The following is a 22800-nucleotide window of genomic DNA, read 5'->3' on the forward strand; positions in this document are numbered from 1 at the left end:
TCAAAACAATTTTACTTCTTTCGAAGCATTATATAGGATTTACCTTAGGGTGGGTATCTTGCATTTGAAAATATACTTCAATAAAATCATTTGCTTGTGTTAATTTTGTGGTTTTCAGGACGTTTTCAAAAGAAGTAAAAAAATTAATTGTTCATTTTCTTTCACTTTCTGGATGGTGATGTAATGAGGAAAAGTACGTCAAAAACAATGTATTCTGAGTGGGTGATGAGGAGTAGTCTCTATTGGATGAGTGCTATCACTCGCTGGAAGCTAGATGAAGATGCTCAAAGCTGGTTCGTCTCGTTCGATGACTGGAATGGCGGGGTTGAGTTCGAGTTTGAGCGACTGCTGAATGACTACAAGCTCAGGGAGAAGCTTCAGGCTCATACCGGCCAGGTCAGGGCTTCTATCATCGACAATGTTCTGAGGAGTATCGATTCGAGACTCTCTCAATGAATACGATGCCATTCAACTTTGACCGCCTGAGTAATGGCAAAGTCTTCATCAGCAACCTTGCTGGCTTTCACAGCTTCGTCGATAACGAAGAACTCAACCTCCTTGCCAATAACATTTTTCCTCCGGAGCAAACCAACTCCCGACTGCTTGAAAGCCGAATGTTCATTGCTGACGATGCAACTCAGGCAGTTTCAAAAGCCTCCCTAAGTTCTGCCTTTGCCAAACGACTGATGAACGAGCTGGCCGTCAGACCAATCTTCATGATTGTGCCGACTCTCAGGTGCGATCACACATGTAAGTATTGCCAGGTCAGCAGAGCATCGGTTACCGCTGATGGTTACGACCTGAATCCAGAACTGATACCGCAAATCATCAGCACCATTAAGAAACTGGGCACTCCACCTTACAAGATAGAAGTGCAGGGCGGTGAACCGCTTCTCAGATTCGATCTCGTCCAGGCAATTTATGAAGAGTGTGTGAGTTCTTTAGGTAGTGATGCTTTCGAAATGGTTATTGCTACAAGTCTCTCCATACTCGATGGAGATATCATCTCTTGGGTTAAAAAACGGAACATCACTTTCTCCGTCTCGCTTGATGGTAATGAAGCCATCCACAACAAGAATCGTATCCTCACCGACTCTCAGGCTCACAATAAAGCCGTCACGGGCATTAGAAAAATCACAGAAGAGCTGGGAGCAAACCGGGTAGCAACGGTCACCACAGTTACTAAGGAGCTGACAAAAGAACCAGCCTCCATAGTAGATGCTCATCTGTCTCTTGGCCTCACTGACATGTTTATCAGACCCGTCAGCCCATACGGGTTTGCTAAGAAGCAGAGCTTCACTTTTTCAATGCCTGAATATTTTGAGTTTTATAAAGAGCTGATGCAGGAAGTGTTGCTTCAGAATCAGAAAGACATACCTGTCGTTGAGCATTCGGCTTCAATTCATCTTAAGCGGATTTTCAATCCGGGTTTCAGTGGTTATGCAGATCTGAAATCACCAAGCGGAGTCGTGCTGAACTGCATCCTGTTCAACTATGACGGTAAAGTTTACGGTAGTGACGAAAGCCGTATGCTTCAGAAAGTAAATCCCGAAGCAGATTTCAGTGCAGGAGAGTTTGCTTCACTGTCATTCAGTAGCAACGAATACTACCGTTCCGCTCTCTCATCATCATTCAACTTCGCCATGCCCGGTTGTGACACGTGCGCATATCAGCCTTTCTGTGGGGCAGATCCTTGTCAGAACATAAGTGTTCATGGCGAGCCTGTTGGTGACAAGAGTCGGTCTACATTCTGCCAGTATCATAAAGGGATGTTCCGCTTCCTTCTGAATGAAATTTCTCAGGATGGACCGATGGCTGAGATGCTCAAAAGGTGGGCTTATGTCTGAGGTGCTGAGAAACGATATTTTCCGGTTTTCATCAGACTTACCAGTTCAGCAAGGCTTCTATTGCCTGTGTAAAACCAAGCCCGAGAATCCTCAATTCTATCTGCCAAATTTGCTTGTCACTGCGACACAACTCAAGTCCAGACTGCCTGCATATTTTGCAGACTCGATTGTGAGTCAGGAACTTTTCGTTTCCATTGAAGATGGTGACATTGGGATCGTCAACAACGGCAACATGCTCCGGGTTATACTGTCCCGTAGAGCAAACCACAACACTGTCCTTGTCACTGAAAGGTGCAATAACAGTTGCCTGTTTTGTTCTCAGCCTCCTAAAGCTGGAAACGATGACTGGCTTCTCAACCAGTCAGCTCTCGCTATCGCTTCCTTCTCTCTGAAAGGAGTAGTGGGAGTGAGCGGTGGAGAGCCTTTGCTCTATGGCGAAGACTTCCTGCATTTTCTGGACTTCATAATCGAAAATTCCCCTGACACAGCACTGCATGTTCTAACTAACGGACGGAAGTTTGCGGATGTCAGCTTTACCCAGCAGATGAAAGAAAGAAGCGAAAAGATCAAAATCACGTTTGGGATACCGCTTTATTCTTCAAGAGCATCAGTGCACGACTATCTGGTCGGAAGCGAGGGAGCCTTTGATGAAACAGTCAGGGGACTGATCAATGCCGGTAACTCAGGTATCAACATCGAACTGAGAGTCATCCCTACTCAGGCTAACTATACAGAGCTTGATGACATCGTTGAGTTTGCTGGTCGTGTGTTCTCGAACATTAACCAAATCTCCCTGATGGGGTTAGAGTCGATTGGATGGGCCCGTAAGAACTGGTCATCAATCTTCATAGAGCACGACAACTACAGCGAAAAAATCCTTTCGGCTGTAGACACTGCACGCAGGTCAGGTATCCCTCTTACCATCTTCAATTACCCATTGTGTCACCTTCCAGAAAGGGCATGGGGTTTTGCTACACAGTCCATCTCTGACTGGAAAAATTACTATCCCAAAGAATGTGATGAATGCACTCAGAAGTCTTCCTGTGCTGGTTATTTCAGTTCATCAAAAGGCCGTTTTCATCAACCTCCGAGACCAATAATATGAAAAAGTTTGATTTCGCGGCTCTGCTTCCTGGTTTTTTGGCTCTTAATAACTCTGTTTGGGCAAGTGATTCATCTACTGGTGCCAGCGACTTACCTGGTATGACCCTGAATGAGCATGATTTGGTGATAGCCCCACTCAACACCGAAGTGCCGTTCTACATTGCAGGACACAGAAGTCACAGCTCTCACCGTAGCCACAGCTCACACCGTTCTTCATCAGGCGGGGGCTACTATGGTGGAAGCACTCCTTACTATCCCAAAACATACAGCTCCCCAAGCACCTCAGATTCATCCAGTTCAGGAACTCGTTCGTCCTCGTCTTCCTCCTCTTCTGTCCGTTCACTTCGCTCTAATGACACGGATACCTCAACCACAACAAACTCAGCAGGAACCTCTGGTGCCAATCGAGCAAGTAGCGGGCTAACTTCAGATACAGAAAAACGTAAGCGGTTGATCATGAGAGTGCAGTTCGCCTTACTCGATAAAGGTTTTTACAACGGTAATATTGACGGGAGCATGGGGCCTGCAACACGAAATGCCATCAAGAATTATAGAGTAGCGAATGGTTTGCCTACTCCAGTAAGAGAAACATTAGACACTGAGTTATTGAACTCTTTAAATATACTTGCCCGATAAGATATTGGGAATAAAATAATGAAGATAAAACTTTCAATTTATAAAGCAAAGAGAATCACGGACGATATTGATCAAATTTTGAATTTGGAAAGGGTCCAAAAACCTATTGAATTTGAAATGAATGATGCGAGAGTATACCTTTATGCAAAGCAAATTTCAGACCCAGTGCTACCTGAATGGACAACTTTATTTACAAGCCAAAAGACGAACATAAAGCCCGATTTCTTCGGTATGAATAGTAGCACTGGAGCAGTTCTGGTTGTAGAAGTTGATAATACGAGATATCTTATTCCGTTCGGAACTGGTCATCACTTAATCAATGATGACCGTATCGTCAAAGGTTTTGGTCTTAAAACAACATTAAACTGTATCGAGCATAAAAAAATCCGTAGCCTGGATAAAGGTAGTCATAACGAAACAAATATTCTAACTCGTAGTCAGAGCAGTAAGGAAGTCGATATATACAATCTCAAAATAGATTCTGAGATGGATATTCTAACAACCCTTACAGGCACTTCCACTGAAGACGTATTAGGAAATAAAATAACGGGCAAAGATGCCTTTGTAATTGTTCCTGATGTTGACTTAAAATCAATCCCTGAGTTATTAACGAAAATAGAATCTATTTATCAGTCACCTCTTCCTGAAGAATTTGAATGGGTTAATAATATAAAAGAAGCCGATGAGGCAGAAATTGAGATATTGGATTCTATTTTAATTGATTTAATAAAACAAAGAGACTTCAGTGACATATGGCTAGGTGAGCCAGAAATTGTGGATTGGGAAAATCAAATAGGATATTGTTTCGAGAGAAGACAAAGAAGTATTATTTATGAAAGCTTGTCAGTCGATCACATATGTGAATATTTTAATGGAAAAAATGCGGATGTTACTGTTGATGAACTTAAAAGAAGTTGCTTGCATGTTTTGAATGCCGATTATGAATCGATAAAGAAATGGTCTTTGTATAGATGCATTTATGCTGAAATAAAAGAAGGCGATCAAAACTACATCCTGCGAGATTCCATATGGTATGTGGCCGATAGAAAATTCGTAACAACCATTGATGATGAGATGAGAAAAATTCTACATTATGAGGAGTCTGATAAATTTCCGGTATACTCCTTTAAGAGAGAAGAAGACTACAATGAAAATGTGTGTCTTATTGACAAAACATTTACACATATGGACCAAAAATTTATTCATCACGGCGGGGGGAAAAGTAAAATTGAATTTTGCGACCTTATTAAAGATGCATCAGATTTTATCCATGTGAAATATTATAGTGGTTCACAAAGTATGAGCCATCTTTTCTCACAAGGATTTGTCGGTTCTGAACTTTTCATAAGCGATTCAGAGTTTCGAGGAAAACTTAATGAGAAACTCCCCGCCCATATAAAATTAGCTGATCATATGATAAGGCCTGATGCTAAAAATTATAAATTAGTTTTCGCCATAGCTACCAATAAAAAACTCCCTGAAGATCTACCTCTATTTTCAAAAATAAACTTGAAGAACTTTCACAAGAGCATCAGCAATTTTGGATACGAAGTCAGGATCTGCAAAATAGATGTAGATCCTAACATTTACAAAAGGAAGTTATGTAAACCCCAAAAGAACAAGCTTTAAGATAACTTGTTAATGTCAGATATTTCAGTCAGTTCATTGAGATAATCGCTTTTGTTCCTTAGTAGCCAATGAAACACTTTTGGATTTTCAAGCAGTTTCTTGATATGAGAAATGATAATTGTAAGTTTTAAGCTATTGGAGCCGTATGTTTCTTTAATTTTTTGAGTGTCAAAATGAACTTGAGCCATTTCTTTTTCAAGTCTTTCTATTGCTTTTCTATTGGCAAGCTTAGAATCTGATTTCTTTTTAGGTTGCTGTATAAGGCACTCTGAAGAGGAGCTATGATATAGAGAATCTGAGAATAGTGTTGAAAAATTTTCGAATTTAACCATCAAGTTCGCACATTCTATTTGTCTCAATGGAACCATTTTCTTTAAATTCCTAAAAGTATTTATCGGGATATCTCTATCATTAAACAACTCTATCACTTCCGGACAGATACCTTTTAAAACTGATAGATTAGATTTCAGAGCTTCAGCACTTATATTTAATGCGGTGCAAAGCATTTCAGCAGGAACTCCTACTCTTACAGCCTCTTTTAGCATTCTTTGGGTTTGAATGATTGTTATACGGTTAACTTTTTTATTAGGTGTGTAGGTGTCGTATGTTGTTGAAATAAGGCAGTTTACTTTATCTTCTCCAAGGTCTTTAAGGGCCTCGACCCGAAGATGACCATCGAGAATTTTCACAGAGTTATCCGTTTCATCAATAAAAACAAGTATCGGTTCTATTAAGCCAATGGCTAATATAGTGCTTTTTATTTGATTGTATTTTTTACTGATTTGGAAGTTTGTAGGAAGCTTTTTTGTGTAAGTGAGATCTGTAAGTTTGAAACTTATTGATTTTTCGTTGAAGCAATATTTGATCATTTCACACCTCAATTAGTGTTTTTAACTATGACTTTGACAACATCTTGTAAACCTTCATCATTTACTATTTTAGAAAAGCTTTCATTACTTGTGAGTTCTTTGAATATCTGACTTGCAACTAATAGTTTTATTTCCACATATTCAGCTTTGTTTTTAATTTTTTTATGTTGGGAGATGTTATCCTGATAAAGTTGTTGTAACTCATCAGTGGTCATTTTTCTTTTCTTCTTAGCGACCCCAAAATTATTATTTATAAATCCCTTTAGTCCTTCATCCCGCGAGTCGAGAATTTCGCGAATTTTACCAACATCTTTTTGCTTTATAAGACCTTCATCAAAAGCTTTTATCAATAATTCCTGACCACCCTCGAAGTCTACTCTTGCAACCTCTACAGCAAAAGATATTGGTATGCATCCTGATTCAACTGCTGATAAAAGTTTGATTTCTCCTTTGTTAATAAGCATGGTTAGACTTGTAATCCAGTGCAAAGATAGCCCAGTAGAGTTTGATATTTCTTTATTGGTTAATCCTTGCTCAGTCATTTCTTTTATTCGTTGGAACTGTTCTCCCGCTCTTGGGATTACTCGGGCCATATTTTCAACTAAACTCATTATATAAGCTTGATTTTCGTCTATATCCAATATAAATGCGGGGACAAATTCCTCTCCCAGGGCTGTCAATGACTCAAGTCTACCTTGACCGCATATCAAAGCGAAATCGTATTTTTTATCAGCGATCCTTCGAATCGTTATCGGTTTTCTTAGCCCGCTTGCATCAATGCTTTCTGTTATTTCTGCATGGCGAAATTTGTTCCTCGACCGAGGGATTACAACCTTAATAGAAGATATTTTAACCATGTGAACATTTTGATCTTGCATTTATATTACATCCTTATTATCGGTTGATAGCATATTAAAGAATGGTTTGATATCATCAAAACGATACATTTCGAACAAAAGGTTATTGTTATCTTTGAGTTTTAATTCATTTTCAAAAAAATCTAATGACGGTAATATGTAGTAATCAACAGGCTCTATGTTGAGACTGTTCATTCTTGCAATGATACTAATTTCTGGATTTAGACTTCTGTCCAATCGCACTATCCATCTATGCTTGTTTAAACCTACTTTTTTACATCGTGAAAGCACTATAGAGAAGCTTAAAGCTTTATTAACTGAAATCAGTTTATTTTCAAGTGTTTTCACTTCACTACTTAGAATTTCATTTTGTATTTTTTTAACAATATCACCGTGTTTTTTTCGCAGGTAAGAGTTTATCTCTAAGTATTGATAATCTCGATCAGGGGTATAGTCTATTAATTTATAGGCATTGAGAAGACCTCCAAAGCGGTTTGCAATTACACTGCTTGATGGACCATCCTCCTCATCTATAATAAAGCCTGATATTTTTCCATGCTTGGAAAGAATTTTTCTCAAACAATCAAGAATTTTTTCATTGCTCATTTTTATACAACGATTATCAATTATTTCCTTGGCTAATTTGAAATTTCTTCTGAAATGATGGGTTTAAAAAAGGAACTATACTCAATCCATTCATCTTCAGGGTTTCTGACCTTTTTTGTCTTTAACTTTTGTGATGTTCGGTTGTATGTGTATTTTCCTGTATATCTGCTATTAATAAGAACGGAGTGAATTCGACCACGTGTCCATTCTGTTTTATCGCTGAATCTATACCCCTCCTGATTAATTCGTGAAGCGATAAGATACTCATTTAATCCGTCAAAAATGAACATATTGAAAATCTTTTTTATCAGCTCAATTTCTTTTTTTGTTCCAGGAACGAGAACTATTCTATCTGTTTGAAGACTCTTTCTCTCGCCATGAGCGAGTATCATCTTTGGTTTATTATTATTATCAAGTAACTTTCTTTTAAGCCCATATCCGGGTTTTCCTCCTTGATAGTATCCTCTTTTCACCAAGTTAACATGTCCTGCAAATACCTTTATCGAAAGGTTTTTACTTAAGGCTCCCGCTGCGTACATCAGTGAAGAAAGTATGAATGTTTCAGTTTCACTATTTTCCGGGAGGTTTTCGGCACAATAAATGACATTCACATTGTTCATTTTAAGGAGATATTTATAGTAAATGCCCTCTTGAGGATCCTTGAATCTACCAAAACGACTTACATCGTATACAAGGACTGCATCGATATTAATAACCTTTGTCAGAACATCATTAACAAGCTTATTAAAGTCATGCCTTCCAGTAGTAGTTACACCACTCTTACCTGCATCGTCATAGGTATGTATGATTTCCATATTATGCTCATCAGCATATTTTTTTATGAATCGTGCTTGGTTATCTAAAGAAAACTCCTGAAGATTAGTAGACATCCGTAGATACTGGGCAACCCTAACCTTATGTATCTTATCAGTTTTATCAATCATTTTAGTGCCTTGATGAAACTACTTGAGAAATTAATTGGTTAAAAATTGATCATTTTTCAATCGCTTTCAACCTTTTTTTGTTTTCTGCAAGGCGGATTTTTGAGATACGGAATGAACATTTTCTCGGAAGGAACAAACGATGAGAGGTTTGAGGGTGCTAAAGAGTGGAAAGCTGGATTATCTCTTTGTGCTGGGAGTTAAACGGAACTTTTAAGTTTTGCCGTAAAAATTTTCTTAAAAAGTATTTTATATGTAGCCTAAAAAAGAAAACTTTATAATTTTTACTTACAAAACAGAATGTTAATAGATGTTTATAAGTACTGCTGCATCATGGGCGTGTGGCCAGTAAAGTCCATTTGCGCTGCTCCTTTCATCTCGTTTTCGCTCAAAATTCACTCGTTCAATCATGGCTGCCCGATATGAGCAGGCCAGTGTGGTGCGTTATCTCACAGACAGATAACCAAGGCGCAGATATTAACATTTTGCCCTGCGCGCATCATCCGGCTGCAATGGATTCTGGCTGCCGACCTTAACAAATTGCGATAAGCAGTAAAAAGTAAAATTGGGCGATAAAGATAAAGTGTGGAGCTGTTCCGCAAATTTTCGCTGCAACCCACTGAAACCAGGGAATAGCGGCGTAAATTTAAGATATTGCTCTGTATCCCGCTTTGATGAACGATTACCATGTTGGCTTCCGGTTTCATCTGGCTTATGGATATCTAATGCGTTTTAAGGTTGCTTTTCTTCCACTTATCGCCTTGCTTGCTGCCTGCAGCAGTAAGCCTGCAACCCAGCAGCAAACCGCCGTTGTGCCTGCACCTAAAGGTGGTTTTTTACTGGAACCTTCACACGCCGTTCAGCCGATGTTTGGTGATTTCGCAGGGAATCCAGCGGCTGAGCAGTTTATTGATCAAATGGTGGCAAAACACGGTTTTAACCGTGATCAGCTGCACGCCGTGATTGGCCAGGCGAAGCGTCTCGATTACGTGCTGCGCCTGATGGATCAACAAGCACCAAGCTACACGCCTCCGACGGGGCCAAACGGCGCCTGGATCCGCTACCGTAATAAATTCATCACGCCAGATAATGTGCAAAATGGTGTGGCGTTCTGGGATCAATATCAGGACGCGCTGCAACGCGCTCAGCAGGTTTATGGTGTGCCGCCGGAGATCATTGTCGGAATCATTGGTGTGGAAACACGCTGGGGTCGGGTGATGGGCAAAACGCGTCTGCTGGATGCGCTGGCCACCTTATCCTTTAGCTATCCTCGTCGCGCGGCCTACTTCAGCGGCGAACTGGAAACCTTCCTGCTGATGGCGCGCACTGAACAGGATGATCCGCTGGATCTGCGCGGTTCCTTTGCGGGTGCAATGGGGTACGGCCAGTTTATGCCGTCTTCCTATAAAGAGTATGCGGTCGACTTCAATGGTGATGGCCACATTAACCTGTGGGATCCTGTGGATGCGATTGGTAGCGTAGCAAATTACTTTAAAGAGCACGGCTGGCGGGCAGGGCAGAATGTTGCCGTACCGGCAAGCGGGCAGGCTCCTGCACTGGAAAATGGGTTTAAAACGCTTTATCCGGTGAATACGCTGATGGCGAGTGGCCTGACGCCGCAAGGATCGCTGGATGGTAATAACCAGGCGAGTCTGCTGCGCCTTGATCTTGGCACCAGTTATCAATATTGGTATGGCCTGCCTAACTTCTATGTCATCACGCGTTATAACCACAGCACACACTATGCCATGGCGGTATGGCAGTTGGGTCAGGCAGTGGCGAAAGCGCGTCAGGGCAACATGCTTTAATGCTGTCCTTATAAAGAGTGGGGGTATAAGATGGCGCCCCTTTTGCGGTGCCATCTTCACCGCCTTTCGACTTCTGAGGAATGCTCATGACAACATTACCTGCTTGCCCTGTGTGTCAGGCTGATTATACCTGGCAGGATGGTGAGAACCTGAACTGCCCATCTTGTGGTCATATCTGGTCACCGAGTGCTGATGCAGCATCGGATGGTTTGGTGGTGCGGGATGCCAATGGCAATCTGCTGGCTGATGGGGACAGCGTTACCGTGGTTAAGGATCTCAAGGTGAAAGGCAGTTCTTCAACCCTGAAGATTGGCACCAAAGTGAAAAGCATTCGTCTGGTTGAAGGCGACCACAACATTGATTGCAAAATCGATGGTTTTGGCCCGATGAAACTCAAATCTGAGTTTGTTAAAAAGAACTGAGAACGGGACGGCTGCCCGGCCGTCCCTTATTGTGATCACATCAGCAAACGATCCAGCTCTGCGCACTGCTCAACCGTGAGTTCACCGCCATAATTACGTGAATGGCTGCTCATAGAATCATATTTGCGCGCCACTGCGGTTTTGATGGTCGTGACAAAGTCATCGCCGATGGTGTAAATCGCCATCAGCTTACCAATACGCTGTTGAATTTGTGCCAACTGCGCTAACTCTCCCGCTCGCCATGCGTGCATCGCCTCGGCAAACAACTCCGGTACTATGTTGTTTAAGCCGGAAATCACCCCGGCACCGCCTGCCAGTAAATTGGGCAGCAGATATTCGTCATATCCGGAAAGCACCGTGAAATCAGGGCGTACCTTTTGGGTTTCTTCAATCAGGGCCCGATTGTGTGACAGGCAATCCATGGTGTCTTTAATGCCGATAAACTGCGGCAGTTCAGCCGCTAACTCTGCCACCAATGCCGGCGTCAAATCGCAGCCGGTGCGCGCCGGGAAATTATAGGCAAACCACTTTCCACCTAGCTGTTTATCCAGCGCTTTAAAGTAGCTCAACAGCTGTTTCTGCGTTTGCCCATAGTAGTAGGGCGGCAAAACCATCACGGCGTCATAACCGTTTTGCCAGGCGGCTTCAGCGAGCTGCAACATGTCGGGAACGCAGGTACTTGAGATATTCGCGACCATGGTCAGTGGCGAAAGCTGACGAGCTTCGCGAATCAGCATCAGCCGTTCCTGTTGGGTCAGCGAAGCAAACTCCCCGATACTGCCCATCAGCAACAGCGTATCAATCCCCGAGGCGTTCAGGCGCGCAAAGTGGCGGCCCAGCGCATCAATGTCGAGCTTATTATCTTGATCGAAAGGGGTAACTGAAGGACACCAGACGCCGGTTAATTCAGGTTGTGAAGCCATAACGCGATCCTCGTTTTTTAAAAATGAAACATTGTTTTAACTTAGTGCTCGTGACTGACATTAACCAGTGACAAAGGGTAAAAAGGTGAGACATCGCACTTTTCTCTTCGCTTAGCGATTGAGAAAACAGGTAGTGTGATGCTCTTCAGCCAGACAGGAGCGTTGCCATGCAAGACTGGAATCCACAGCTGTATCGTCAATTTGAATCGGAACGCACGCGCCCTGCGCGTGAACTCTTAGAACGTATTCCACTAACCGACGTGCATTTCGCGACTGACCTCGGATGCGGTCCCGGCAACAGCACTGAGCTGCTGGCGCAAGCGTGGCCAGGCGCGGTGATTACAGGCATCGATAGCTCTGCAGCCATGCTGGAACAAGCGCAAGAGCGGTTACCAGCCTGCACTTTTCTGCAGGCGGATATTCGTACCTGGCAGGCGAGCCAGCCACAGCAGGTCATCTATGCAAATGCTTCGCTGCAGTGGTTAACCGATCACTACACGCTGCTGCCGCAGTTGGTTGAACAGCTGGATATCGGTGGCGCTCTGGCGATTCAGATGCCGGACAATCTTGAAGAAGCCTCTCACAGCTTGATGCGTAAGGTTGCGTCTAGTGAACGCTGGCAGGCACATATCTCGCCACAGGCCGCGGATCGCAAACGCCTGCTGAGCACGGAACAGTATTATGACTTGCTGAGTGATGCAGGCTGTCAGGTGGATATCTGGCGTACCACGTACTATCACCCGATGGCCGATGCGCAGGCCATCATTACCTGGCTCCGTGCCACGGGCTTGCGTCCTTTCCTCGCTGGATTGACCGAACAGCAACAAGCGGATTTTCTGCATGACTATCATCAGGCATTAATGCCGGCTTATCCCCCACGCACCAACGGCCAGGTTTTGTTAGCTTTCCCACGCTTATTCATGGTGGCAGTGAGAACGCGTTAAAATTGATGGAAGCGGTTGCGCAAATTGGTGCGACAGAGGTTGAAAAGGGCGCTCTGTTGCACCATTTATGGCTAACGCGCAGCGCCAAAACAGGAGAAGGCGATGAACGACCAACAGTTGCAGCAGCTCAGCCAGCGTATTGGCGAACAGCTCAAGAAACGCGAGGCAACGGTGACCGCGGCGGAATCCTGCACCGGTGGCTGGATCGCCAAAGTGTTTACCGATATCAGTGGCAGCTCTGCCTGGTTTGAGCGGGGTTTCGTGACTTACAGCAACGAAGCCAAACAGCAGATGGTGGGCGTGCAGGCAGCGACTCTGGCGCAGTATGGCGCGGTCAGTGAGCAAACTGTGCGTGAGATGGCTCAAGGTGCCTGCAATGCCGCCGGCGCCGAGTTTGGCATTGCTGTGAGCGGGATTGCGGGGCCAGATGGTGGTTCGGCAGAAAAGCCAGTGGGTACAGTGTGGTTTGCCATTGCCGGACCTGGCGATCGTGTTCTGGCGCAGCGGCAGATCTTTGCCGGAGACCGTGACGCGGTGCGTCGGCAATCCGTCAGCTGGGCGCTGCAAACACTGCTTGATGAATTTCTGACAAATTAAACTTGATACTGTATGGTCATACAGTATAATTACCGGCAACAGAACGAGCAGGCACACAATGATGTCGGCTTACCCAGCATGATTAGGAGTGGAAATGGCGATTGACGAGAACAAACAGAAAGCTTTAGCTGCCGCGCTGGGCCAGATTGAGAAACAATTTGGCAAAGGCTCGATCATGCGCCTGGGTGAAGACCGCTCAATGGACGTAGAAACCATCTCAACCGGTTCACTGTCACTGGATATCGCGTTGGGTGCTGGTGGCTTGCCGATGGGGCGTATCGTTGAGATCTACGGACCAGAATCTTCCGGTAAAACCACGCTGACGCTGCAGGTGATTGCCGCTGCACAGCGTAAAGGTAAAACCTGTGCCTTTATCGATGCTGAACATGCGCTTGATCCGGTGTATGCCAAAAAACTCGGCGTTGATATCGACAATCTGCTGTGTTCGCAGCCGGACACCGGTGAACAAGCGCTGGAGATTTGTGATGCGTTAGCACGCTCCGGTGCCGTTGATGTGATCATCGTGGACTCCGTTGCGGCACTGACGCCGAAAGCGGAAATCGAAGGTGAAATCGGTGATTCGCACATGGGTCTGGCCGCACGTATGATGAGCCAGGCGATGCGTAAGTTAGCGGGTAACCTGAAGCAGTCCAACACGCTGCTGATCTTCATCAACCAGATTCGTATGAAAATTGGTGTGATGTTTGGTAACCCAGAAACCACCACCGGTGGTAACGCGCTGAAATTCTATGCTTCTGTTCGTCTTGATATCCGCCGTATCGGTGCGATTAAAGAGGGCGATGAAGTGGTCGGTAGCGAAACCCGCGTAAAAGTGGTGAAGAACAAAATTGCTGCGCCATTTAAGCAGGCTGAATTCCAGATTATGTACGGTGAAGGCATCAACACCTTTGGCGAGCTGGTGGATCTCGGCGTGAAACACAAACTGGTTGAGAAAGCCGGTGCGTGGTACAGCTACAACGGCGAAAAGATTGGTCAAGGTAAAGCGAACTCGACCAACTTCCTGAAAGAGAACCCAGCGATTGCTAACGAGATCGATAAGAAGTTACGCGATCTGCTGCTGACGGGTGCAACGGCTGGAGCGGGTGCAGCAGAAATCTCTGCTGATGACTACGAAGAAGCTAGCGAAACCAACGAAGATTTCTAAGATACCCACCACGGGAGCAGCGATGCTCCCGTTTGCTTTTCCCCGTCAACACTTCCCCTGATCGTCTTCTTGCTTTACCCTGCGCAACAGTCAGAACAAGGTCAAATTCATGTCATCATCACCTTCAACGGCTTCGGTGCCGACATTTTCCCGTTTGCTGGATCGTGCCATGCGTGTGCTATCGCAGCGTGACCACAGCCGTGACGAATTGAAGCGTAAGCTGCAACTCTCTTCTCAGCGTGCGGCTTATCTGAAGCAAGAAGAAAATGTGCCGATACCGGATGAGCTGCTGGAAAAGGTGCTCGACTGGTGCCAGGAGAGTGGCTGGCTCAACGATCAGCGCTTCACCGAACGCTTTATCCAAAGTCGCGCACGGAAAGGTTACGGCTCACAGCGCGTGCGTATGGAATTGCAGCAGAAGGGCATCAGCCGCGATGAGATCAATCAGGCGATGATGGATACTGAAGTGGACTGGAGCCAATGCGCGGCCGATTTGGCTAAGCGTAAGTTTGGTGATCCTCTGCCGCAAACCTGGGCTGAGAAAAGCAAAGTACAGCGCTTTTTAATGTCTAAAGGCTTTATGATGGAAGATATTCAGGCAGTTTTCAGAAATATTGACGACTGAAAGGCGATGGGATTTTACTTCCCACTGAAGAAAATTTATCTTATTCCCACTTTTTGTTCCTCAATCAGCGGTAAACCTGCAGATGTGGTTTGCCCGCGAAAGGGAACGTTCGTTAGCGTGATTCCAGGAATTATATGAGCAAGAGCACTGCTGAGATCCGTCAAGCGTTTCTCGACTTTTTTCATAGCAAGGGACATCAGGTTGTAGCCAGCAGCTCCCTCGTACCGAACAACGACCCAACGTTGCTGTTTACCAATGCGGGAATGGTGCAGTTTAAAGACGTTTTCCTCGGTCAGGATAAACGCGATTATGCACGCGCAACCACGTCTCAGCGTTGCGTGCGTGCCGGTGGTAAGCACAACGATCTTGAGAACGTTGGTTACACCGCTCGTCACCACACCTTCTTTGAAATGCTGGGTAACTTCAGCTTTGGCGACTACTTCAAGAAAGAAGCGATTGCTTATGCCTGGGAACTGCTGACGGGTGAACAGTGGTTCAAGCTGCCGAAAGAACGTCTGTGGGTCACCGTTTATGAAACCGATGATGAAGCCTTCGAAATCTGGGCTAACGATGTCGGTGTGCCGCGCGAACGTATTATTCGCATCGGCGATAACAAGGGCAGCGCCTACGCGTCTGATAACTTCTGGCAGATGGGTGATACCGGCCCTTGTGGTCCGTGCACCGAAATTTTCTACGATCATGGCGACCATATCTGGGGTGGCCCACCGGGCAGCCCGGAAGAAGATGGCGATCGCTATATTGAGATCTGGAACATCGTCTTCATGCAGTTCAACCGTCAGGCCGACGGCACCATGGAACCTCTGCCGAAGCCTTCTGTTGATACCGGTATGGGCCTGGAGCGCATCGCCGCGGTGCTGCAGCACGTTAACTCCAACTATGAAATCGATCTGTTTACCAAGCTGATCAAGGCTGTTGCTCAGGTAACCGGTGCGACTGACCTCAACAATAAATCGTTGCGCGTCATCGCTGACCACATCCGTTCCTGTGCATTCCTGATCGCTGATGGCGTCATCCCGTCGAATGAAAACCGTGGCTACGTGCTGCGTCGCATCATTCGTCGCGCAGTGCGTCATGGCAATATGCTGGGTGCTAAAGAAGCGTTCTTCTACAAGCTGGTCGCGCCATTGATTGATGTCATGGGCGATGCCGGTGAAGACCTGAAACGCCAGCAAAAGCATGTTGAAAATGCCCTGAAAAATGAAGAAGAGCAGTTCGCTAAGACGCTGGAACGCGGCCTGGCTTTACTGGATGAAGAGTTGGCCAATCTGCAAGGCGATACGCTGGATGGCGAAACGGTCTTCCGTCTGTATGACACCTTTGGTTTCCCAGCGGATTTGACCGCTGACGTCTGCCGCGAGCGCAATCTGAAGATTGATGAAGCGGGCTTCGAAACAGCCATGGAACAGCAGCGCCAGCGTGCGCGTGAGGCCAGTGGTTTTGGCGCGGACTACAACAGTGTGATTCGCTTTGATGCCGCCACTGACTTCAAAGGCTATGACCAACTGCAGGCTGAAGGCACCGTGCAGGCGCTGTTCGTTGGCGGTCAGCAGGTTGAGCAGATCGCGGCTGGCCAGGAAGCGGTAGTGATTCTGGATCAAACACCATTCTATGGCGAGTCAGGTGGCCAGGTGGGCGATACCGGTGTGCTGACTGGGCAGAATGCTGAATTCAGTGTCCAGGATACACAGAAGTATGGCAAAGCCTTTGGTCATATCGGTAAGCTCAACAGCGGTGATCTACGTGTGGGTGACCGCCTCAATGCACAAGTGGATGAAGAGCGCCGTGCTCGTATTATTCTCAACCACTCCGCAACGCATCTGATGCATGAAGCGTTACGTGAAGTATTGGGCGATCATGTCGGTCAGAAAGGCTCACTCAACAACGATAAATACCTGCGCTTCGACTTCTCTCATACCGAAGCGATGAAGCCAGAGCAGATTCGCACCGTTGAAGATATCGTTAATACCCAGATTCGTCGCAATTTACTCATCCAGACTGAAGTAATGGATCTGGATAAAGCGAAAGCGCGCGGCGCAACGGCGTTGTTCGGTGAGAAGTATGAACAGCGTGTGCGCGTGGTTAGCATGGGTGAATATTCCGTTGAGCTGTGCGGCGGTACGCACGCAGCGCGCACTGGCGACATTGGCCTGTTCCGCATTCAGTCTGAATCCGGCACGGCGGCAGGTGTGCGTCGTATTGAAGCGCTGACGGGTGAAGGTGCGATTGCTCAGCTGCATGCGCAGAGCGATCAGATAACTGAAATTGCGCAGGTGGTTAAAGCCAACAGCAGTAATCTGAATGAGAAAGTGCGCGGCCTGGTTGATCATGTTCGCGCGTTGGAAAAAGAACTGCAGCAGCTACGCGATCAGCAAGCGGCGCAAGAGAGTGCCTCGCTGAGCAGTAAAGCGATGGACGTGAAGGGGACAAAACTGCTGGTCAGCGAGCTTAACAACGTTGAGCCGAAGATGCTGCGCACCATGATGGATGACCTGAAGAATCAGCTCGGCTCGGCCATCATTGTGCTGGCAACGGTTGCTGAAGGTAAGGTTTCACTGATTGCTGGGGTGACTAAAGACCTGACTGACCGCGTCAAAGCGGGTGAGCTGGTTGGCGAACTGGCCGCTCAGGTTGGCGGAAAAGGTGGCGGTCGTCCTGATATGGCTCAGGCGGGTGGTACAAACCCTGAGGCACTGGCTGGCGCACTGGCTGGCGTGTCGGAGTGGGTGAGTAACCGACTGTAACGAATTAAAATTCAGCATCGTGAATAGCGCCAGAACCCCGTGTTCTGGCGCTTTTTAACGCGGTGTGCACCCGATAATGACAAAGTCCGGTTGATGTAGTGTATTTCGGCTAAACTAACTATCAGCAGAATGTATTGGCGTGGCGATGCACAATGGTGTATTTGTCATAGACATTGTTCAGCGTTATATGATGGATATGGCCGGGAGACCGAACAGGCCCGACTCTTTTAATCTTTCAAGGAGCAAAGAATGCTTATTCTAACTCGTCGAGTTGGTGAAACCCTCATGATTGGCGATGAGGTGACTGTAACGGTGCTGGGTGTTAAAGGTAACCAGGTCCGTATTGGCGTCAATGCGCCTAAAGAAGTTTCGGTGCATCGCGAAGAAATCTATCAGCGTATCCAGGCCGAAAAAACTCAGCAAACGAGTTACTAACGGATTCAGCGCCTCGCATCCTGCGAGGCGCTACCGCTTTTATCCTCCCATCTTCATTTTTTCCGCCCTGAACCTCATTTTCTTTCTTCCCATTTTGTTAACTGCAACGTGCTTTCGCTGTTGATTAATCACTCTTTTTGTCGGCAAAACATCCTAATTGCGCGTCATTTGTGCAAACAGAACGATATCCAGAAAAAGTCGGGAAAAATTGTTTGACTTATAAGTGCGGGAAAGTAATATGTGCGCCACGCAGTGCCGATGAGCAGAAACAAGTTCAGAAGCACGGTTCGGAAGAACGCGTAAGGTGAGGTGGCCGAGAGGCTGAAGGCGCTCCCCTGCTAAGGGAGTATGCGGTCAAAAGCTGCATCCGGGGTTCGAATCCCCGCCTCACCGCCATTTCCGATGCATCCATAGCTCAGCTGGATAGAGTACTCGGCTACGAACCGAGCGGTCGGAGGTTCGAATCCTCCTGGATGCACCATTCGGAAAACTGAAGTAAGAGTGAACGAGCAGTTCCTTTCATGGTGAGTTGTCAGCACCCTGCGTTGTACAAGAATTAACTCGATGCATCCATAGCTCAGCTGGATAGAGTACTCGGCTACGAACCGAGCGGTCGGAGGTTCGAATCCTCCTGGATGCACCATTCTTCGTATCATTCCCAGGTTGATTGCAGTAAGTCCATCGTAAGAAAATCTCTCAATGCATCCATAGCTCAGCTGGATAGAGTACTCGGCTACGAACCGAGCGGTCGGAGGTTCGAATCCTCCTGGATGCACCATCTCCTGTTCGAAACAATCAACGCCCGCTTTCTGAATTTACTTCCCATTTTTCTTCATCACGCAAAAATCACTTATATAACCGCCATTTATCCCCGGTATCGCTACCTGACCTTTTTCCGAAAACAAAAATAGCTAATGCTTTCAAAGCATTTGCTGTTAAGCACACCTGGCGACAACCTAAGCGCATTACGCTAAAGTAATGGCTCATTTTGTGGTGCTCGATGGAGTGACAATGTACGACCAATATGACGCCCTGATTTTCGATATGGACGGCACAATCCTGGATACTGAGCCGACACATCGAAAAGCCTGGCAGCAGGCGCTGAGCCGTTACGGTTTCACCATGGATGAGAAAAAAATGGTGAGTTTTAATGGCGCGCCCACCTGGCAGCTGGCGCAGTACATTCTTGAGCAGAACAACGCTGAGCATGACCCTCATTTGCTGGCCGCAGAGAAAACCGAAGCACTCAAGGCGATGTTGCTGGATGATGTACGCCCTTTATCGTTAATGGACGTGGTAAAAGCGTATCACGGTCGTCGTCCCATGGCGGTGGGTACTGGCAGTGAACACAGCCTGGCAAAGGCCCTGCTTGAAGCCTTGGGTGTCTATCATCTGTTTGATGCCGTTGTCGGCGCGGATGATGTGCAGCGCCATAAACCCCAACCCGATACCTTTTTACGCTGCGCCGAGTTAATGGGCGTGGCACCTGAACGCTGTGTGGTATTTGAAGATGCTGACTTTGGTGTTCAGGCGGCGCGAGCCGCGGGCATGGATGTGGTTGATGTCCGTTTACTGTGAATGAAATTCTGACCTATGGATCGTTATTCGGCAGTAGCTTTCTGAGTGCCACCTTGCTTCCAGGAAGTTCAGAGGCTGTGCTGATTGCTTTGCTGATCGCCCAAAAGGGTTCGATCTATGGATTGTTATTGGCCGCATCAGTGGGAAACACACTGGGTGGCCTGACCAACATTATTCTCGGTCGCCTCATGCCGCCAAAAGGGCAGGGGCGATGGCATGACACAGCAATGACGTGGTTACATCGATTGGGTCCTGCAGCGCTGCTTTTAAGCTGGCTGCCGGTAGTGGGCGACCTGCTTTGCGTGCTTGCAGGCTGGTTGCGCTTTGCCTGGCTGCCCTCGGTGCTGTTCCTCGCCATCGGTAAAACGCTGCGTTATATCGTTATCGCGACCGCCACATTACAAACAATGCAATGGTGGCATTGATTCGCACAGATTCGAGGCTACGGTTAACATTATGCTGAACAAAAATAAATTATTCGCACAGCGGGAGGTTAATGTGATCCCGGACGTATCAAAAGCGCTTTCCTGGTTGGAAGCGCATCCCGACGCGTTAAAGGGTATCGGCCGTGGCATTGAACGCGAGACGTTGCGCGTCAATCCGAATGGTCACCTGGCAACGACCGGACATCCTGAATCCCTGGGTTCGGCGCTCAAGCACAGTTGGATTACCACCGATTTTGCCGAAACGCTGCTGGAGTTCATTACACCTGTCGATCAAAGCATTGATCGGTCACTGGCCTTCCTGCGTGATATACATCGCCACACTGCGCGAGAGTTAGGTCAGGAACGCATGTGGCCGTTCAGTATGCCGGGTTATGTTGAAGATGTTGATAGCATTGAGCTGGCGCAATATGGCAGCTCTAATATCGGCAAGATGAAAACCCTCTATCGGCAGGGACTGAAAAATCGCTACAGCGCACTGATGCAGATTATCTCAGGTGTGCATTATAACTTCTCGCTGCCACTGTCGTTCTGGCAGGAGTGGGCAGATGTAAAAGATGCGGAAAGCGGCAAAGAGACCATTTCTGCTGGATATCTGCGTCTTATCCGCAACTATTATCGTTTTGGTTGGGTGATCCCTTATCTGTTCGGTGCATCTCCAGCGATCTGTTCATCGTTCCTGCAGGGACGTGAAAGCAAATTACCCTTTGAAACGGACGGCAAGGGGACGTTGTGGCTGCCGTATGCCACCTCGCTGCGCCTCAGTGATTTGGGCTACACCAACAAGTCGCAGAGCGGTTTGGGCATCACCTTCAACTCGCTCGACGGTTACGTTGCTGCGCTGAAAGCAGCGATTAAAACGCCGTCAGAAGAGTATGCGGCCATGGGCACCAAAGATGCCGACGGCAACTGGCTGCAGCTGAACACCAACGTGTTACAGATTGAGAACGAACTGTACGCACCTATTCGTCCAAAACGTGTGACACGTTCGGGTGAAGCGCCTTCGGATGCGTTGTTACGCGGCGGTATCGAGTACATTGAAGTGCGTTCTCTGGATATCAACCCGTTCTCTGCCATTGGCGTGGATGCTAACCAGGCGCGTTTCCTCGACCTGTTCCTGATCTGGTGTACCCTGGCGGATGCGCCTGAGATGAGTTCTGACGAGCTGTTATGCAGCCGTAAAAACTGGAACCGCGTGGTCATGGAAGGACGTAAGCCGGGCCAGGTGATTGGTGTAGGTTGTAGCGATACAGAACATTCGCTGGTTGATGTAGGCAAAGCCCTGTTTGCCGATCTGCGTCGTGTTGCCGAGGTGCTCGACAGCAATTATGGCAGCACGCAATATCAACAGGTTTGCGATCAACTGGTGGCATCGTTTGATGATCCTGAGCTAACCTATTCAGCGCGTATTCTGCATGCCATCAAAGAAAATGGCTTAACCGGCGCAGGTGTGGCACTGGCTGAACAGTATCGCCATCTGCTGTGTGAAGAGCCGTTAGAGATTTTGACCGAAGATGACTTCAGTCGTCAGGCGTTGGAATCGGTACAGGCGCAGGAAAAGCTGGAACAGAGTGATGCGCTGGATTTCGAAAGTTATCTGGCAGGTCGCGAAGGCTAAAAAAGAAAATGGCCACATCATTGTGGCCAAAATTAACATCTCTGTTGTCAGGGATGATGATAACAAATGCGCGTCTTTCATATATTCAGACGTTGGGCGAACGGAAAAGTTTCATCGTTTTAAAAAAAATCTCAAAACAGGAGGTGACGTATGCCACTACTGGATAGTTTTACTGTTGATCACACCATCATGGGCGCACCCGCTGTGCGCGTTGCAAAAACCATGAATACTCCGCATGGCGATACCATCACCGTTTTTGACCTGCGTTTCTGCCGTCCGAATATCGATATTCTGACTGAGCGCGGCATCCATACGCTGGAGCACCTGTTCGCTGGCTTTATGCGTAATCACCTCAATGGTGATGGCGTAGAAATCGTTGATATCTCGCCAATGGGCTGCCGCACCGGCTTCTACATGAGCTTGATTGGTGAACCAGACGAGCAGCGCGTAGCGAAAGCGTGGAAAGGGGCGATGGAAGATGTTCTGAAAGTGAAAGAACAGAGCCAGATTCCGGAACTGAATGAATACCAGTGTGGTAGCTACAAGCTACACTCACTCGACGAAGCGCAGCAGATTGCGCGTAACGTGTTGGCGCATGAGATTGGCGTGAACCGCAACGAAGATCTGAAACTGCCGGCTGAGAAGCTGAAAGAGCTGCACATCTAGTGTCTGTCTGAGCAGAAATGAAAACGCCGCGATGTTCGCGTAATGCTTGTCAGTTAAGATCTTAATGGAGGCCGCAACGGATAACGTTGTGGCCTCTTTTTTACCGCCCTTGGGTAATGCCGCACTCTTCTTTCCGGCAGCACCAGCCCTGGAGCCATCGCCATTATCTCTTCCATTATCCGCGGTATTTTTCCCGGTGAGATGCCCGGTAGCAGGCTCAGATGACTTCTCAGATACAGTGCGGACTGCTTAAAACTCATCTGATAAGGTTCCACGCCTTTCAGGCTGTACGCCATCTGCGCCATCATGAACCTAAGAAGGTTAT

22 protein-coding genes, 4 tRNA genes and 1 pseudogene are annotated in these 22800 nt (G+C 46.8%); 21 read left to right on the forward strand and 6 right to left on the reverse strand.

Annotated features, from left to right (window positions below; translation table 11 throughout):
* The first annotated feature begins 183 nt into the window (after positions 1-183).
* Genes hxsD through FD744_RS12430 form a run of 5 tightly spaced genes read left to right on the forward strand, consistent with a single transcriptional unit; the run spans position 184 to position 5216 of the window.
* Positions 184-456: a His-Xaa-Ser system protein HxsD gene (gene hxsD / locus FD744_RS12410; RefSeq protein ID WP_160868362.1), complete on the forward strand. Its 273-nt coding sequence runs from the start codon at positions 184-186 to the stop codon at positions 454-456.
* Complete coding sequence (gene hxsB / locus FD744_RS12415) at positions 453-1847, forward strand: His-Xaa-Ser system radical SAM maturase HxsB (protein ID WP_160868363.1); 1395 nt, start codon at positions 453-455, stop codon at positions 1845-1847. The genes hxsD and hxsB overlap by 4 nt, the downstream gene beginning before the upstream one ends.
* Positions 1840-2952: a His-Xaa-Ser system radical SAM maturase HxsC gene (hxsC, locus tag FD744_RS12420; protein ID WP_160868364.1), complete on the forward strand. Its 1113-nt coding sequence runs from the start codon at positions 1840-1842 to the stop codon at positions 2950-2952. The genes hxsB and hxsC overlap by 8 nt, the downstream gene beginning before the upstream one ends.
* Entirely contained in the window at positions 2949-3587 is a 639-nt protein-coding gene (gene hxsA, locus FD744_RS12425) for a His-Xaa-Ser repeat protein HxsA (RefSeq protein ID WP_160868365.1), read from the forward strand. Before hxsC ends, hxsA begins: the two co-directional genes overlap by 4 nt.
* An 18-nt stretch (positions 3588-3605) precedes the next feature.
* Positions 3606-5216 carry a TIGR04141 family sporadically distributed protein gene (locus FD744_RS12430; RefSeq protein ID WP_160868366.1) on the forward strand — a complete coding sequence of 537 codons (1611 nt, stop codon included), beginning with the start codon at positions 3606-3608 and terminating at the stop codon, positions 5214-5216.
* On the opposite strand, the gene FD744_RS12435 is transcribed toward FD744_RS12430, so the two are convergent.
* From FD744_RS12435 to FD744_RS12450, 4 genes are read right to left on the reverse strand one after another with little or no spacing between them, the layout of a single operon-like run.
* Positions 5213-6085, reverse strand: a complete 873-nt coding sequence (locus FD744_RS12435) for a plasmid partitioning protein RepB C-terminal domain-containing protein (RefSeq protein WP_160868367.1) — start codon at positions 6083-6085, stop codon at positions 5213-5215. The two genes, FD744_RS12430 and FD744_RS12435, sit on opposite strands and share 4 nt — an antisense overlap.
* 8 nt (positions 6086-6093) lie before the next feature.
* Positions 6094-6963 carry a ParB/RepB/Spo0J family partition protein gene (locus tag FD744_RS12440; RefSeq protein ID WP_160868368.1) on the reverse strand — a complete coding sequence of 290 codons (870 nt, stop codon included), beginning with the start codon at positions 6961-6963 and terminating at the stop codon, positions 6094-6096.
* Entirely contained in the window at positions 6964-7548 is a 585-nt protein-coding gene (locus FD744_RS12445; RefSeq protein WP_160868369.1) for a hypothetical protein, read from the reverse strand.
* 32 nt (positions 7549-7580) lie between these two features.
* Positions 7581-8492, reverse strand: a complete 912-nt coding sequence (locus FD744_RS12450; protein ID WP_160868370.1) for a recombinase family protein — start codon at positions 8490-8492, stop codon at positions 7581-7583.
* Between the two features lie 722 nt (positions 8493-9214).
* Between FD744_RS12450 and mltB the strand changes: the two genes are divergently transcribed.
* Complete coding sequence (gene mltB / locus FD744_RS12455) at positions 9215-10297, forward strand: lytic murein transglycosylase B (RefSeq protein ID WP_034822196.1); 1083 nt, start codon at positions 9215-9217, stop codon at positions 10295-10297.
* An 86-nt stretch (positions 10298-10383) separates the two neighbouring features.
* Entirely contained in the window at positions 10384-10719 is a 336-nt protein-coding gene (locus FD744_RS12460) for a zinc ribbon domain-containing protein YjdM (RefSeq protein WP_034822198.1), read from the forward strand.
* 35 nt (positions 10720-10754) lie between these two features.
* On the opposite strand, the gene FD744_RS12465 is transcribed toward FD744_RS12460, so the two are convergent.
* Positions 10755-11642, reverse strand: coding sequence for a dihydrodipicolinate synthase family protein (locus FD744_RS12465; protein WP_160868371.1), 888 nt, complete (start codon positions 11640-11642; stop codon positions 10755-10757).
* Between the two features lie 167 nt (positions 11643-11809).
* Between FD744_RS12465 and tam the strand changes: the two genes are divergently transcribed.
* The 14 genes from tam (at position 11810) to luxS (ending at position 22475) form a co-directional block, all read left to right on the forward strand.
* A complete protein-coding gene (gene tam / locus FD744_RS12470) occupies positions 11810-12586 on the forward strand; it encodes a trans-aconitate 2-methyltransferase (protein WP_160868372.1) in 777 nt (258 codons plus the stop codon).
* Positions 12587-12688: 102 nt separating this feature from the next.
* Positions 12689-13183 carry a nicotinamide-nucleotide amidase gene (gene pncC, locus FD744_RS12475; protein WP_160868373.1) on the forward strand — a complete coding sequence of 165 codons (495 nt, stop codon included), beginning with the start codon at positions 12689-12691 and terminating at the stop codon, positions 13181-13183.
* 94 nt (positions 13184-13277) lie between these two features.
* Positions 13278-14348: a recombinase RecA gene (gene recA / locus FD744_RS12480; RefSeq protein WP_034822205.1), complete on the forward strand. Its 1071-nt coding sequence runs from the start codon at positions 13278-13280 to the stop codon at positions 14346-14348.
* A 109-nt stretch (positions 14349-14457) separates the two neighbouring features.
* Positions 14458-14973 (forward strand): regulatory protein RecX, encoded by a 516-nt coding sequence (locus FD744_RS12485; RefSeq protein ID WP_176505750.1) that lies wholly within the window; start codon positions 14458-14460, stop codon positions 14971-14973.
* A gap of 134 nt (positions 14974-15107) precedes the next feature.
* A complete protein-coding gene (gene alaS / locus FD744_RS12490) occupies positions 15108-17735 on the forward strand; it encodes an alanine--tRNA ligase (RefSeq protein ID WP_160868374.1) in 2628 nt (875 codons plus the stop codon).
* A gap of 249 nt (positions 17736-17984) precedes the next feature.
* Positions 17985-18170, forward strand: coding sequence for a carbon storage regulator CsrA (csrA, locus tag FD744_RS12495; RefSeq protein ID WP_004155916.1), 186 nt, complete (start codon positions 17985-17987; stop codon positions 18168-18170).
* Positions 18171-18473: 303 nt separating this feature from the next.
* Positions 18474-18566, forward strand: a tRNA-Ser gene (locus FD744_RS12500).
* 8 nt (positions 18567-18574) lie between these two features.
* Positions 18575-18651: transfer RNA gene (locus tag FD744_RS12505), tRNA-Arg, on the forward strand.
* An 85-nt stretch (positions 18652-18736) separates the two neighbouring features.
* Positions 18737-18813, forward strand: a tRNA-Arg gene (locus tag FD744_RS12510).
* A 58-nt stretch (positions 18814-18871) separates the two neighbouring features.
* A tRNA-Arg gene (locus FD744_RS12515) sits at positions 18872-18948 on the forward strand.
* 233 nt (positions 18949-19181) lie between these two features.
* Complete coding sequence (gene yqaB, locus FD744_RS12520) at positions 19182-19748, forward strand: fructose-1-phosphate/6-phosphogluconate phosphatase (RefSeq protein ID WP_160868375.1); 567 nt, start codon at positions 19182-19184, stop codon at positions 19746-19748.
* On the forward strand, positions 19745-20173 hold the full coding sequence (locus tag FD744_RS12525; protein ID WP_034822213.1) for a YqaA family protein: 429 nt from the start codon (positions 19745-19747) through the stop codon (positions 20171-20173). Before yqaB ends, FD744_RS12525 begins: the two co-directional genes overlap by 4 nt.
* 31 nt (positions 20174-20204) lie before the next feature.
* Positions 20205-21809 carry a glutamate--cysteine ligase gene (gshA, locus tag FD744_RS12530; protein WP_160868376.1) on the forward strand — a complete coding sequence of 535 codons (1605 nt, stop codon included), beginning with the start codon at positions 20205-20207 and terminating at the stop codon, positions 21807-21809.
* A gap of 150 nt (positions 21810-21959) precedes the next feature.
* Positions 21960-22475, forward strand: a complete 516-nt coding sequence (luxS, locus tag FD744_RS12535) for an S-ribosylhomocysteine lyase (protein WP_034822217.1) — start codon at positions 21960-21962, stop codon at positions 22473-22475.
* A gap of 53 nt (positions 22476-22528) precedes the next feature.
* Here luxS and FD744_RS25590 read toward each other — a convergent pair.
* Positions 22529-22800 (reverse strand): annotated as a pseudogene (locus FD744_RS25590) (IS4 family transposase); the annotation flags it as partial.

This window comes from Pantoea sp. Taur (assembly GCF_009830025.1).
Taxonomy (GTDB): Bacteria; Pseudomonadota; Gammaproteobacteria; order Enterobacterales; family Enterobacteriaceae; genus Pantoea; species Pantoea communis.

What these genes read in the sequence shown, in the direction of transcription:
- recA (WP_034822205.1), top strand. Translation starts at nt 13,278, where the DNA reads ATGGCGATTGACGAGAACAAACAGAAAGCTTTAGCTGCCGCGCTGGGC.
- FD744_RS12440 (WP_160868368.1), bottom strand. Translation starts at nt 6,963, where the DNA reads ATGCAAGATCAAAATGTTCACATGGTTAAAATATCTTCTATTAAGGTT.
- FD744_RS12445 (WP_160868369.1), bottom strand. Translation starts at nt 7,548, where the DNA reads ATGAGCAATGAAAAAATTCTTGATTGTTTGAGAAAAATTCTTTCCAAG.
- FD744_RS12450 (WP_160868370.1), bottom strand. Translation starts at nt 8,492, where the DNA reads ATGATTGATAAAACTGATAAGATACATAAGGTTAGGGTTGCCCAGTAT.
- hxsC (WP_160868364.1), top strand. Translation starts at nt 1,840, where the DNA reads ATGTCTGAGGTGCTGAGAAACGATATTTTCCGGTTTTCATCAGACTTA.
- mltB (WP_034822196.1), top strand. Translation starts at nt 9,215, where the DNA reads ATGCGTTTTAAGGTTGCTTTTCTTCCACTTATCGCCTTGCTTGCTGCC.
- FD744_RS12460 (WP_034822198.1), top strand. Translation starts at nt 10,384, where the DNA reads ATGACAACATTACCTGCTTGCCCTGTGTGTCAGGCTGATTATACCTGG.
- hxsA (WP_160868365.1), top strand. Translation starts at nt 2,949, where the DNA reads ATGAAAAAGTTTGATTTCGCGGCTCTGCTTCCTGGTTTTTTGGCTCTT.
- alaS (WP_160868374.1), top strand. Translation starts at nt 15,108, where the DNA reads ATGAGCAAGAGCACTGCTGAGATCCGTCAAGCGTTTCTCGACTTTTTT.
- FD744_RS12435 (WP_160868367.1), bottom strand. Translation starts at nt 6,085, where the DNA reads ATGATCAAATATTGCTTCAACGAAAAATCAATAAGTTTCAAACTTACA.
- FD744_RS12465 (WP_160868371.1), bottom strand. Translation starts at nt 11,642, where the DNA reads ATGGCTTCACAACCTGAATTAACCGGCGTCTGGTGTCCTTCAGTTACC.
- gshA (WP_160868376.1), top strand. Translation starts at nt 20,205, where the DNA reads ATGCTGAACAAAAATAAATTATTCGCACAGCGGGAGGTTAATGTGATC.
- yqaB (WP_160868375.1), top strand. Translation starts at nt 19,182, where the DNA reads ATGTACGACCAATATGACGCCCTGATTTTCGATATGGACGGCACAATC.
- hxsD (WP_160868362.1), top strand. Translation starts at nt 184, where the DNA reads ATGAGGAAAAGTACGTCAAAAACAATGTATTCTGAGTGGGTGATGAGG.
- pncC (WP_160868373.1), top strand. Translation starts at nt 12,689, where the DNA reads ATGAACGACCAACAGTTGCAGCAGCTCAGCCAGCGTATTGGCGAACAG.
- tam (WP_160868372.1), top strand. Translation starts at nt 11,810, where the DNA reads ATGCAAGACTGGAATCCACAGCTGTATCGTCAATTTGAATCGGAACGC.
- FD744_RS12485 (WP_176505750.1), top strand. Translation starts at nt 14,458, where the DNA reads ATGTCATCATCACCTTCAACGGCTTCGGTGCCGACATTTTCCCGTTTG.
- FD744_RS12430 (WP_160868366.1), top strand. Translation starts at nt 3,606, where the DNA reads ATGAAGATAAAACTTTCAATTTATAAAGCAAAGAGAATCACGGACGAT.
- luxS (WP_034822217.1), top strand. Translation starts at nt 21,960, where the DNA reads ATGCCACTACTGGATAGTTTTACTGTTGATCACACCATCATGGGCGCA.
- csrA (WP_004155916.1), top strand. Translation starts at nt 17,985, where the DNA reads ATGCTTATTCTAACTCGTCGAGTTGGTGAAACCCTCATGATTGGCGAT.
- hxsB (WP_160868363.1), top strand. Translation starts at nt 453, where the DNA reads ATGAATACGATGCCATTCAACTTTGACCGCCTGAGTAATGGCAAAGTC.